Annotated in this window: 11 protein-coding genes and 1 pseudogene; 7 read left to right on the forward strand and 5 right to left on the reverse strand. The window is 44.5% G+C overall.

Features of this window, described 5'->3' with window-relative positions:
• Positions 1–179: 179 nt before the first annotated feature.
• The 4 genes from V7L12_RS05500 to V7L12_RS05515 all read right to left on the reverse strand — a co-directional run bounded on the left by V7L12_RS05500 (position 180) and on the right by V7L12_RS05515 (position 3,621).
• Positions 180–386, reverse strand: coding sequence for a hypothetical protein (locus V7L12_RS05500; RefSeq protein WP_335082804.1), 207 nt, complete (start codon positions 384–386; stop codon positions 180–182).
• Positions 387–408: 22 nt separating this feature from the next.
• Entirely contained in the window at positions 409–1,602 is a 1,194-nt protein-coding gene (locus V7L12_RS05505) for a Coenzyme F420 hydrogenase/dehydrogenase, beta subunit C-terminal domain (protein WP_335082806.1), read from the reverse strand.
• 209 nt (positions 1,603–1,811) lie between these two features.
• The gene (locus tag V7L12_RS05510) at positions 1,812–2,786 is read right to left on the reverse strand and encodes a DNA polymerase III subunit delta' (protein WP_335082808.1); all 975 of its coding nucleotides are present in this window, start codon (positions 2,784–2,786) and stop codon (positions 1,812–1,814) included.
• A 421-nt stretch (positions 2,787–3,207) separates the two neighbouring features.
• The gene (locus V7L12_RS05515) at positions 3,208–3,621 is read right to left on the reverse strand and encodes a hypothetical protein (RefSeq protein ID WP_292745367.1); all 414 of its coding nucleotides are present in this window, start codon (positions 3,619–3,621) and stop codon (positions 3,208–3,210) included.
• 405 nt (positions 3,622–4,026) lie between these two features.
• On the opposite strand from V7L12_RS05515, the gene V7L12_RS05520 reads away from it, so the two are divergent.
• From V7L12_RS05520 to rpsU, 5 genes are all read left to right on the forward strand, one after another.
• Positions 4,027–4,626 carry a PadR family transcriptional regulator gene (locus tag V7L12_RS05520; RefSeq protein WP_335082810.1) on the forward strand — a complete coding sequence of 200 codons (600 nt, stop codon included), beginning with the start codon at positions 4,027–4,029 and terminating at the stop codon, positions 4,624–4,626.
• Positions 4,627–4,638: 12 nt separating this feature from the next.
• Positions 4,639–5,499 carry a sugar kinase gene (locus tag V7L12_RS05525; protein ID WP_335082812.1) on the forward strand — a complete coding sequence of 287 codons (861 nt, stop codon included), beginning with the start codon at positions 4,639–4,641 and terminating at the stop codon, positions 5,497–5,499.
• Positions 5,500–5,535: 36 nt separating this feature from the next.
• A complete protein-coding gene (locus tag V7L12_RS05530; protein WP_335082814.1) occupies positions 5,536–6,396 on the forward strand; it encodes a 3'(2'),5'-bisphosphate nucleotidase CysQ family protein in 861 nt (286 codons plus the stop codon).
• Positions 6,397–6,807: 411 nt separating this feature from the next.
• The gene (locus tag V7L12_RS05535) at positions 6,808–7,122 is read left to right on the forward strand and encodes an RNA recognition motif domain-containing protein (protein ID WP_335082816.1); all 315 of its coding nucleotides are present in this window, start codon (positions 6,808–6,810) and stop codon (positions 7,120–7,122) included.
• Positions 7,123–7,245: 123 nt separating this feature from the next.
• Positions 7,246–7,440: a 30S ribosomal protein S21 gene (gene rpsU / locus V7L12_RS05540; RefSeq protein ID WP_335082818.1), complete on the forward strand. Its 195-nt coding sequence runs from the start codon at positions 7,246–7,248 to the stop codon at positions 7,438–7,440.
• Positions 7,441–7,705: 265 nt separating this feature from the next.
• Here the strand turns inward: rpsU and V7L12_RS05545 are convergent.
• Positions 7,706–8,444, reverse strand: a pseudogene (locus tag V7L12_RS05545) (IS1 family transposase).
• 388 nt (positions 8,445–8,832) lie between these two features.
• On the opposite strand from V7L12_RS05545, the gene V7L12_RS05550 reads away from it, so the two are divergent.
• Together V7L12_RS05550 and V7L12_RS05555 are read left to right on the forward strand one after the other, a co-directional pair.
• Positions 8,833–9,903, forward strand: coding sequence for an alpha/beta hydrolase (locus V7L12_RS05550; protein ID WP_335082820.1), 1,071 nt, complete (start codon positions 8,833–8,835; stop codon positions 9,901–9,903).
• 111 nt (positions 9,904–10,014) lie between these two features.
• Entirely contained in the window at positions 10,015–12,132 is a 2,118-nt protein-coding gene (locus V7L12_RS05555; RefSeq protein ID WP_335082822.1) for a catalase, read from the forward strand.
• The last annotated feature ends 190 nt before the right edge of the window (positions 12,133–12,322 follow it).

Genomic DNA, 12,322 nt, shown 5'->3' on the forward strand with positions numbered 1-12,322 from the left:
ATGAGTTCGCCAAAATAACAAATGAGTTCGCCGAAATAACAAATGAGTTCGCCAAAATAACAAATGAGTTCGCCGAAATAACAAATGAGTTCGCCGAAATAACAAATGAGTTCGCCAAAATAACAAATGAGTTCGCCAAAATAACAAATGCGTAGGCGTAGCCAGCACTTCGACAAAGCTCAGTGACCACCGTAGGCATCGCCATGATTGCAACAATTTAGCTTTGTCACGCCAGCGTAACGCACCGCAAATCTTTGATGGATAAAGTTTTTCCGACTTGTGTATACACCGTAGGGAGGAGCAGGGGAGCAGAGGAGAAGTAGCAGTAAGTCTTTCCCCTGTGCCCAATGCCCAATACTTCGACTACGCTCAGTACAAGTGCCCAATGCCCAATACCCCGTCCCTCTTCTATTCTGGTAATTTATATTGCCTAACAATACGTTTGGCAAACTCTGGAACGTGCGCTTCTAATTTCTCTGGATGATTGCGTTTCACATACAAATAATTCCGAGTAAAGTGAGAATCAATGGAAAATCGCGCATATTCTAGACCTTTGGGGCCGATTTTTTCGATTACCACACCCATCAGTTTTGCTGCCCACATCGGCAGGGTAACGCCTTTATCGTAAGCGGGAATACTTTGTTGTACAGCTTCTTTCCGGTTGCCTTTAGACGTTACTGGTTGGGTGTCTAACTGGTCTTTGACTAAATCCAGCATTTCCTTACCAGTGTCATTTCTAACTACAATCCATTGCCAACCGAAGGGTGCGCCCATGTAGCCAACAACTAAGTCGGCTAGAGAGTTGACATAATCAAAGCAACTCATACAGGATGGTGCAAAGACATCTTTGAGTTTGTTGGTCTTCAAGCCAAAGAAAGGCACTGTTTCAGATGAGCCATCTTCATGTTTGAAATGAACCCGGAAGTCTTGCATGAATTCGTAATGCACAACTGTATCAGGCGATCGGCTGGTGGTTTCTAAGAATTTTTGCAATCCGGCGCGGTTAACGTTATCTACGCAGGGCGTACCCAAAACATATAGCTTTTCTAAACCAAGTTGTTTTTCTACAGCTCGTAGTGCCTGGATTTGGCAACCAACACCAATTACCAACAGCCGCTTCATCCCCGATTTTTCCACCTGTTCTAATACGGAAAGGTTCGGAGAAAGTGTTGGTTTATTTACCCGCGCTGCTAGTATTTCTTCTGGGGTACGGGCGATGACGGGCATGGGTTGAAAGCGGTCTTCTTTGGTGTTTTGCACGCAGACTACACCTTCAACTAAGCCGTGATTAAGCATTTCAATAGCAATGCTGCTAACAATACCTGTCCATTGTGCGCCTTCAATCGCCTGCTGTTTCTTCGCAGCTATCATGTCTTGGTGAACACCAAAGTAGAGTTCATCGGGGTTTTCGAGATGGCGCGATCGCGTGTGTGTTTCTGCTTCAAGTTTGCCTATTTGCTGATTAATAAAAGCGCAGGCTTCCTTGACATAGTGAATATAGTATGTATCGCATAGTCCGCACTCGCTACAGAGTTCTTTCGCAGGGCGGCGGCTGGTAGGTTTTAAGGCTTTGGCTTTTTTGTGAGGAAAAACTGAGGTCATATAAACTTTTTGTTTTATCCAGGAATCGCTTTTATTACAATACCTTCACTCGCTATGAACTTGACGATAGAGGATGAACAAGACATTGTAATATTTTGAAACGCAGAGGGACGTAAAGTAACGCAGAGTTTTACCTAATTTATTTCGCTACGAATTAATTAAATATTGTACTGAGACTTTGATGAGGAACTATAGAAATACAATCTCACTCAGCGATGAGTAGGAGAAATAGAATTTGATTTTTGATACACAGATAAAAGCAGACATTCCCAAACTAGCCGTGGTTGAGCGTAAGAAAGCAAGTGTTTCCGAGATTGTTCTAGCTGGTTAATGATACTAGGTTGATGCCACTGCTGCCAGTAGAATTGCTGAAGATAATCAACTAACCACAGTTGTGCTTCTGTATCTAAATCCTGATCAATTTTTTTGGCTAACTCTAAGGCGTTACGGTAAGATTTAGGCGCTTTTTTCAAGTCTTCGAGTAACTTATCAGGAATAGCTTGTAATTGCTCATAAGATGCGATCGCACTTCCAGCACTACCAGCTGCTATGCTCAATACTGCCTGATTTGACAAAATTTCCTGATGACCTGTTTGTGTGAGTACAAAAGCCAAAGACTGTGCATCTAAGCGATAAAAAGGAATGCGTTGACAGCGTGATACCAAAGTCGGCAACACAGATTCAGGTGTAGGTGCAATTAAAATTAATGTCGCCTGTCCCGGTTCTTCCAAGGTTTTAAGTAAAGCATTCGCTGCGGCTTCTGCCATTGTTTGGGCTTCTTCCAGCACTACCACATTTCTCGGCGCTTCCAAGGGCGGACGACCTAAAAACTCGGTAATTCCCCGAATTTGCTCTAGTCGGATTACCGGAGGAGCTTTACGCTTGAGTCCTTTTTCGGCTGCTTCTGCTGCTGTTAATCGTTGTCCCTGGTATTGGTACGTTGGTTGCACCCACAACAAAGCCGGATGGTTCCCCTGACGCAAACGGTTTTGTAAAGATGCATTAACTCCCATCCCACTAGAAAATAGCAATTCCACAAAACACCTGGCTGCTAAACTCCTGCCTACACCATCCGGCCCCACAAATAAGTAGGCTGGAGGAACCCGCTTTTGTCTGACAGCCTGAGTAAGTAATTCTATAGCTTGCTGTTGTCCGATAACTGGTGCAAATGGGTCATTAGTCATTAATTAGATGTTGTAGAACTGCTGACAGGTCAACATAATTCGTAATTGATAATGACGCTCTCTACGTTCGCGCAGCGTGTCGCAGACAGATGCTAAAAGCGTAGCTTGCTTCTCTGTAAGAGTACGCGGACTCGCTACTGCTACGTTCGCGGAGCGTCTCGTAGAGAAGACAGTAATTCGTAGTTTAACTTCATAATTACGAATTACAAATTACGAATTAGTAATTATTTGAGTACGATTCTTACTTTTTTACTCAGCACTGTTTGGGTAAATTAGCGATCGCTGCTTATAAAAATCTTACCTTTAGGGACTTCTAGTTAAAAAAACATCCCATCCCTGCGGGACGCTCCGCGAACGTAGGGGCACGGCCTGCCGTGCCCCTACTACAAATAATTTGGGATATTGATTTTTTGCAAGTCCCTTAAACCTTAGACGTGAGAAATCTGGATATCTCTGCATGTGCCAACACAGCACCAGGTTCGCGCTGGAGAGCGTTGTAATACTTTCTCTCGAAGGTATTGCCCGTCTCTAACGGTACAATGAGTGTACGGACATCAGCAATCAATTTTTGGAAGTCATCCAGCAATATCGGTTCATCTGCTTGGAGCATTTCATCAACTTGCACAACCATCTCAGAAATGCGATGTAGCCAAGCAAATTGTTCATGAGCGATGACTAGCTGAAGAAGTTCTCCACTTGATACTCGTCCACTAATCTGTTCGTAGGCAATGCGTTCTGTCTCCAGCAACATCTTGTGAAGATAGAGTAATTTGTTTCGTAAATCACGCAGATATTGATGCTGACGTATTCTTTGTGTAAGTGTGTTAGAAGTCAATGTTAATTATCCTTTCGTTACAATAGTCTTCAATGGCTTAAATAATTTCTAAGCATTGAGAATTGGGCATTGGAATTGGGTGACAGGAGACAGGTAACAGGTGATAGGGAATAATCTGTACCCTGTAACCTGTAACCTATTCCCTTCTTCTTCCCTACTCAGCACTGGCTCAACCCTAGCTATCCACTAACAGCACTCCTGAAGGGAGTTGGTAACTCTTCCCCATGCCCTTGTGAATGGAGTTTTTTATGTATTTGGTTTCCTTGCTAAGAAGCATTATAATGAGCATATCTTTTTATAACCGTTATGTCTTATATTTGATTAATCATATATTAGCATAAAATTATAAGAAGTACATAGTGTAGAACTGAGCGAGAAAATATCAATTATGGGAAAACCATCTTCATGTCGCTAGCAAATGTAATTTTAGGTCTTCTTCAGCAGCAAGAAATGACGGGCTACGACCTGAAAACGAGCTGCTTCGATCAATGCATTGCCCATTTATGGCCAGCAGATCAGGCACAAATTTACAGAACTCTCGATAAGCTAGTTGAGCAAGGCTGGATTACCTGTAACATTGAGATTCAACACGATCGCCCCAACCGCAAAGTCTACAGTGTGACAGAGCTAGGGAAAGCCGAATTTAGCCGATGGCTAGGGATTCATCAGCCCTTACCGACTATCAGAGAACCTTTACTCGTCCAGTTGCATTTTGCAGATCAGTTGTCGAATGAAACCATCATTCACCTACTGGAGCAACAATTGACGGCTCGAAGCAAAAAGCTGACTGAATGTGAAACCATCGATTTGCCATCACTCGGTGATGAATCTGCCAACCGCAAGCAGGTGATGCAAAGGCTGGTGCTGGAGTTGGTAATCCGAAGAGAGGAGACTTATATTGATTGGTTGAAGACAGCAATCGATGTTGTCAGTCGCCAAGAGCCATACCCATTTACCAAGAAAGAATTCAGGAGTCAGGAGCCAGAATTCAGAATTGAATTTTGAACGAAAGAGCAGATGAATCGTGGATTATTTGTAGGTTTAGTAACTTTAGATTCGATTTACCTTGCTGACTCTGCCCCTAAGAATAATCAGAAGATTGTCGCTACTGACTATACTGTAGCGGCAGGGGGCCCAGCAACAAACGCGGCTGTAACTTTCAATTATTTAGGAAATCAGGCTACAGTCTTAGGTGTAGTGGGTTCTCACCCAATGACGCAGCTAATTCGAGGTGACTTGGCAAATTACAAAGTTGCGATCGCAGACCTTGAGCCTACCACTGATTTAGTACCGCCTGTATCTTCGATTATTGTCACTCAAGCCACAGGTGAACGCGCTGTGGTTTCGATCAATGCTGTCAAAACTCAAGCTAGCAGCGCATCTATCCCGCCAGATATTTTGCAAAATGTCGATATCGTACTGATTGATGGGCATCAGATGGCGGTTGGTGATTCCATAGTTCAAATGGCTAAAGCCAATAATATCCCAGTAGCGATCGATGGTGGTAGTTGGAAGCCTGGATTTGAGCAAATTCTACCATTTGTGGATTACGCTATCTGTTCAGCTAATTTTTATCCCCCCAACTGCCAGACTGGAGAAGACGTTTTTAGCTATCTCAGTGGATTTGACATTCCTCACATTGCCATTACCCACGGGCAAGAATCAATTGAATACTTGAGTGGCACTAAAACTGGTATCGTAGATGTGCCGCAGATTCAAGCGGTTGATACGTTAGGGGCTGGAGATATTTTTCACGGTGCTTTCTGTCATTACATTTTAAGGGAAAGCTTTACTGATGCAATGTCACTGGCAGCTAATATTGCTGCTGATTCCTGTAAATTTTTTGGTACTCGGCGCTGGATGAATTTAAAGGGCTGAGTTGTCAGGTTAATAAAATTATAGAAGGCTAAATTAATGAAAGATTTACAAGAAATATTAGCGATCGCTCGTGAGGTAGGTTGGGGTGCAGCAGATATACTGCGCTCGTATTACCACGGCACAGCAAAAGACCGTAACTTAGAAGTCCAATATAAGCAAAATGAGCCTGTCACTGTTGCCGATGTAGCAGTGAGTCAATACATTTTGCAGAGGCTACAAGCAACTTTGGGTAACGAAGATTTTGCTTACATCAGCGAAGAAACTTATCAATCGTCAAGTAGTGGTATACAACCTTCCGCCCCTTGGGTATGGATAATTGACCCTTTGGATGGCACACGAGACTTTATCGAAAAAACTGGCGACTATGCAGTTCACATTGCTTTAATCAAGGAAACACGCCCAGTATTGGCAGTGGTGGCAGTACCAGAGGCTCAAAAGTTATATTACGCTACCAAAGGCAGGGGTACATTTGTAGAAACCCGTGACGGATCTGTTCCTTTACAAGTGTCGTCAGGTAAACGAGTTGAGGATTTAACCTTAGTCGTTAGTCGCTCTCATCGCAACCAACGGTTAGATCATCTGCTACAAAACTTACCCTGTCAAAATCAGAAATCTGTCGGTAGTGTAGGCTGCAAAATCGCCACCATTGTCGAGCAACAGGCAGATATCTACATTTCCCTTTCCGGCAAGTCTGCGCCCAAAGACTGGGATATAGCCGCTCCAGAATTGATTTTAACAGAAGCTGGTGGTAAATTTACCCACTTCGACGGCACTCCGTTGCAGTATAACACTGGTGATATCAATCAATGGGGAGGTTTGCTAGCTACTAATGGTGAATATCACGAAGTACTATGTAAGAAAGCAGAAGCTATCTTAGCGCAGTTTGACCATAGCTAACGGGGTACTTGAGGATGAATATTTTTTAATTTGCTTTAATTTGCTTTTAAGACAGTTGATCGTGGTATGATTAATCCCACTACCGATAATAATCTTTGCCTTTTAGTCCACAGCTTAATTTTAAAAACACTAAATATTTGGGCGATCGCGAGTTAATTACGATTTCCGATTAAAAGTGTAACTTTATATAGTACAAGTACAAGCAAAAAAAGCCAGTCTTTAGAAAGTCTGCAAACCGTCCTTAAAGGTTTGATTTGTGAATAAAATTCACTATCAGACAATATTCAAAGGCTGAATGCTGTGCTACACTCATGGACATAAAGATTATTTTCGGTTGAGTAACTCGTTTTGATTTCTAAAAACCGTCTCTCCGAATTTAACTCTCTACACTCCCTGAATTCGGAGATTTCTATGTCAATTTACGTCGGAAACCTGTCCTATCAGGTTACAGAAGAGGACCTAAAGCAGGCTTTTGCAGAATACGGAACAGTAAATCGTGTTCAACTACCCACAGATCGGGAAACAGGCCGGCCGCGTGGGTTCGCTTTTGTGGAAATGGAATCAGACACACAAGAACAAGCTGCCATTGATGCACTTGATGGTGCTGAGTGGATGGGACGTGATTTGAAAGTGAACAAAGCTAAACCTCGTGAGGAAAGAAGTAACGCCTCTCGTGGTAGTTGGGGTGGCGGTAATAATGCCCGCCGCAACAATAATCGCTACTAAGTCGATTCCTGAGAATTTCACATTTAGAGTCTCCAGCAGATAAAGCCAAAAGCTCCATTCTGCTGGAATATTTTATTTGGTATCTAGTCTTGAACTATTCATCCACATTAAGGAGGAATGAGAATGACACAAGTAGTTTTAGGGGAGAATGAAGGTATTGAATCAGCCTTAAGAAGATTTAAACGGGAAGTTTCTAAAGCAGGAATTTTCCAAGATATGAGAAAAAAGCGTCACTTTGAAACACCCATAGAAAAAGAGAAGCGTAAAGCAATTGCTAGGCACAAGCAACGTCGTCAACAACGTTCTCGCTTCACTTAAAAAGTCCAAGCAAATTTGCTCTTCGATTTAATATCCAGCCAGCATCTCTTTATTATTGCCATATCTCCAGGCAAGCCACAAGTAATTAGGCATACATCAAAAAATAACACTGTTCGTAGTAGCGCTGTATTGACTTTCAGCGCTATTAGCCGTATAGATTTTCAATTGCTTAAGGATTATTATGTTAAACAGCAGCCAAAACAGAGCAAATACCACCTTGCTTCAATGTAAACGCTTTGCTGGCGTTGCATAATAGCGGTATGAATCATTGAGGAATTGGAACATCCCAAAATTTGAGATAGTGAAGTAACAATCGAATCGAATATCTCAGCATTTGTGCTGACTTGGAATAGCATAGGGTCTTGCGATGTAATCGAGCCAGATAGTGACGCAAGCGTGTGTTTTCCCCCTCAACCCGCGTCATGTAAGTCTTGCTTACAATTTGGTCCCCCTTTGGAATAAAGCCTGGATAGACTAACCATCCATCTGTGACATAGAAATAGCACTGCCAAGTACTGACGATATCCCATAACGGTCGGAAAGTTTCAGCACTATGATCGCCCAAAACCCATGCTAAAATGCCTTGTGTGAAGTGGTTCACTGCTGTCCAAAGCCAAATTTTGTTTTTTTTGAGCCGACGAACGTTTCTAATTCATCGAGTTCACCAACTTCTGGAATTGCTTGTGGGTTGTAAGCATCAGGCAGCAGTTCTCCCACAAGTTTTACCCAAGTAATCAATGTCGTGTGATGCACACGCAATGACTCCGTTCGATGCCACGAAATCCCATGCCATTAACGTACATTTTCAGGCATTCCCGTTTCACTTCATCACTGTAGCCTTGGGGTGGTTCATAGCGATCAATGAATTGGCGTTAGCGTTCGCGTAGCGTCTTGTAGAGAAGCGGGGCGGAACGCACGTCGCAATCACAGCAAATGTGATTCTGCTTACCTCTTTTCTTTCCGTTTTTACGGATGTGACACGACCCACAACGCGGACCTTTGATCCAGTTTCACCTCAATTCATACCGCCATTATGCAACGCCCGCTTTGCTTAACTTTTTTGTATTCAAAATCACATCTGCATTTAGCAGTAGTTTATTCCACTACAATAACTTAGGTATTACTAACCAATGCTAGAGGCAGGATCAGTTTCTAGCTTTTTAAGATTAATACTGATGAGGCACTTTAAAAGGTTAAGTAAGTCTCTTCAATGCCATCCAGAAGTAAGCTTACTGCGATCTGAGCCACTTATAACAGGCTAATAATCCAGTGCTTGAGATAAATGATGTCGTTAGCGATGTCTACGACGGACTAGGCCTACGCGTCAAATTGGATGGAAAAACCAGTCAGATTTAGGTTGTACTTCTGCTGTGGTACTTTTTGGAGGAGTTTGTGAATCAGAAAATATCGAGAAGAGAGTTTGCCACACTAGCTGGGTCAGGGGTGGTGGCGATCGCCTTAGGTAGCCCACTTCTGGCAAAGTCAGCAGAGGCTGTATCCACACCTGATGCTCAGATGAAAGCCGTGTTAGATGAACTTACCTCTTTTAACGCACCGCCCACTGAGAAATTGTCGCCGATGAATGCTCGCAACAACCCAACTGTGGCAGATGCAGTTATGGGCGTGCTTGCCAAACGTCGCAAACCTGCGGTGGAAATGGTCGGGGATGTCAACCATCAACTTATACCAGGGCCAGGGGGCGATCTTCTAGCGCGTATTTATCTACCAAAGGGAAAAGGACCCTTCCCGGTGCTGGTCTACTTCCACGGCGGCGGCTGGGTAATCGCCAATTTAGATACCTATGATTCATCGTGCCGCGCTTTGACTAATGCAGCTAACTGTATGGTTGTATCTGTCGCCTATCGCCAAGCCCCAGAACATAAGTTTCCCGCAGCGGCGGAAGATGCTTATGCTGCAACTCAATGGGTTATGGCGAATGCTGCCCGAATTAACGGCGACCCCAAGCAGGTTGCAGTCGGCGGCGAGAGCGCAGGTGGCAACTTGGCAACTGTCACCTGCTTAATGGCACGTGATAGAGGTGGCAAGATACCTGTGCATCAGATGCTAATCTACCCTGTTACCAATTACGCCTTTGACACACCCTCCTACCAGGAGAATGCTAATGCCAAACCGCTCAACAAAGCGATGATGATGTGGTTCTGGAAGCAATATCTAAACAGTGAATCTGATGGGAGTAATCCCTATGCTTCACCACTGCGAGCAGAAAACCTACGCGGTCTGCCACCTGCGACCGTGATTACAGCAGAAATTGACCCACTGCGTAGTGAAGGAGAAGCCTACGCCAAGCGTTTGCGTGAAGCGGGTTCTTCTGTAAAGGCAATCAATTATAACGGCGTGACTCATGAATTCTTTGGCACCGGAGCAGTGGTAGATAAAGCGAAGCAGGCGGTTAAGGAAGCAGCAGCCGGACTGCGCTCTGGATTTATGAGTAATACTAAATAAAGGCTAGTAAATCAGACAGCGCGCCATTGCGATCGCGGTGACAAGGGTTAAACCAAATCGATACGCCACGCTAATTAATTAAACTGTTGAATAGCACCTGAAATATTTAACATGAGTGAACACAATCCGATCGACGAGCAAAGCAAGCAGAAGGCTCTAGACTCCTCTCGTCAAGAAGTTGGGGAATATCTGACCACCAATCAGGGACTTCGGGTTAACAACACAAATGATTCGCTCAAAGCTGGATCGCGTGGCCCCACATTGGTAGAAGACTTTCACTTCCGTGAGAAACTAGCACACTTTGACCGAGAGCGCATTCCAGAGCGAGTAGTTCATGCGCGAGGAGCAGGTGTTCATGGTTACTTCCAGCCTTATGAATCCCTGGCAGAGTATACAAAGGCAAAATTTCTTCAAGATCCCTCAGTTAAAACTCCGGTCTTCGTTCGATTTTCCACGGTTGTCGGGTTCCGGGGTTCAGCTGATACCGCCCGCGATGTGCGCGGATTTGCTGTCAGGTTCTACACTGAAGATGGCAACTACGATATAGTCGGCAACAATATTCCGGTGTTTTTTATCCAAGATGCCATCAAGTTTCCTGACTTGGTTCATGCCCTGAAACCCGAACCGCACAACGAGATGCCCCAAGCGGGAACAGCTCATGATAACTTCTGGGACTTCATCTCGCTAATGCCGGAATCGATGCACATGATTATGTGGATACTGTCCGATCGCACCCTTCCCAGAAGCTATCGCATGATGCAAGGGTTTGGTATTCACACTTTCCGCTTTGTCAACGAACAAGGCAAAGCAAGGTTTGTAAAATTTCACTGGAAGCCGATTCTGGGCGTTCATTCAATAGTGTGGGATGAAGCGCAGAAAGTAGGCGGAAAAGACCCTGATTTTCATCGCCGCGATTTAGGGGACGCGATCGAAATGGGCGACTATCCGGAATTTGAACTCGGTGTGCAGATTGTCGAGGAAGAGGACGAATTGAAATTTGATTTTGATATCCTTGATTCCACCAAGCTGATTCCCGAAGAACTGGTTCCTGTAAAGCCAATCGGCAAAATGGTACTCAACCGCAACCCAGACAACTACTTTGCCGAAACCGAGCAAGTTGCTTTCCAACCTGCCAATATTGTACCGGGCATCGACTTCTCGGATGACCCACTGCTGCAAGGTCGGATCTTCTCCTACGCTGATACGCAAGTACACCGTTTGGGAAGCGCAAATTATACCGATTTACCAATTAACCGCCCTGTTTGTCCGTTCCATAATAACCAAAGGGACGGCGTTATGCAGTACAACATTCCCACTTCAAAGGTAAACTACTTCCCGAATTCCCTCGGTAATGGTTGCCCGATGAACGCTCCGGAAAATCTTGGCGGCTTTGTCAGCTATCAAGAGCGGGTGGAAGGTCATAAAATTCGAGAACGCAGCCCCAGTTTCCAAGACCACTTCAGTCAAGCAACTTTATTCTGGAACAGTTTGTCTGAGACTGAGAAAGAACACTTAGTCAAAGCCGCACATTTTGAGTTGGGCAAAGTGATGAACCCCGCCGTCAAAGAGCGGATGCTGGAGTTATTTAACTCTGTCGATCATCAGCTAGTAACCCGCATTGCTGAGGGACTGGGCTTACCTGCTCCTACAGAAGTCAAACCAAATCATGGGCAAAAATCTCCGGCGCTCAGTATCCAAACTATGCTGGAGAAGATGCCAGAAAAAACGATTAAGAGTCGCCGGATTGCAATTCTAGCGGCGGATGGTGTAAATGCTCAGGAACTGGGCGCACTCCAGCAGGCACTAACGCAGCAGGGCGCTCATACAAAGGTCGTTGCAACTCATGGCGGTAAAATTAAAGGCGATGATGGTCAGGAAATCCCGGTTGAGATGACCTTTGTAACAGCTGCTTCTGTGATGTTTGATGCGGTGTATGTACCTGGTGGAGCGCAGAGTATCAAGATGCTCAAGCAGCAGGGAGAAGCGGTTCACTTCATTAACGAGGCATTTAAACACTGTAAAGCGATCGCCGCGACCAGCGAAGGGGTCGAACTACTATCGATGGCTAATATTGAGGGCCTGAAGTTGTCGCAAGATGGCGCACGCTCTGACATGGGTGTGGTGACTTCTAGTGAATCTGACTTAAAATCTGTAGCTGATGATTTTATCAGTGCGATCGCGCAACATCGCCATTGGATGAGATTTCAAAAGGAGATGGTGCCTGCATAGCCACTTGCTTGACTTTGTGAACGGTAACTAATCCTAAATGGGACAGAAGCAGGATAAACCTAACTTCTGTCCTTTCCATTTATTACAGCCGATAATATATAGCAACCGCCAAGGCTGTTAAGACGCGAAACGCAAGACATCCTCAATCGCATCTCGTAAACAATCGAACTGATCGAGTATTTTGCGGATT

The sequence above is a fragment of the Nostoc sp. genome, assembly GCF_036918245.1.
Taxonomy (GTDB): Bacteria; Cyanobacteriota; Cyanobacteriia; order Cyanobacteriales; family Nostocaceae; genus Nostoc.

Bases quoted from the DNA above. Each gene is read 5' to 3' on its own strand.
- V7L12_RS05505 (WP_335082806.1), bottom strand. From the start codon at position 1,602: ATGACCTCAGTTTTTCCTCACAAAAAAGCCAAAGCCTTAAAACCTACC.
- V7L12_RS05510 (WP_335082808.1), bottom strand. From the start codon at position 2,786: ATGACTAATGACCCATTTGCACCAGTTATCGGACAACAGCAAGCTATA.
- V7L12_RS05520 (WP_335082810.1), top strand. From the start codon at position 4,027: ATGTCGCTAGCAAATGTAATTTTAGGTCTTCTTCAGCAGCAAGAAATG.
- V7L12_RS05525 (WP_335082812.1), top strand. From the start codon at position 4,639: ATGAATCGTGGATTATTTGTAGGTTTAGTAACTTTAGATTCGATTTAC.
- V7L12_RS05530 (WP_335082814.1), top strand. From the start codon at position 5,536: ATGAAAGATTTACAAGAAATATTAGCGATCGCTCGTGAGGTAGGTTGG.
- V7L12_RS05535 (WP_335082816.1), top strand. From the start codon at position 6,808: ATGTCAATTTACGTCGGAAACCTGTCCTATCAGGTTACAGAAGAGGAC.
- rpsU (WP_335082818.1), top strand. From the start codon at position 7,246: ATGACACAAGTAGTTTTAGGGGAGAATGAAGGTATTGAATCAGCCTTA.
- V7L12_RS05555 (WP_335082822.1), top strand. From the start codon at position 10,015: ATGAGTGAACACAATCCGATCGACGAGCAAAGCAAGCAGAAGGCTCTA.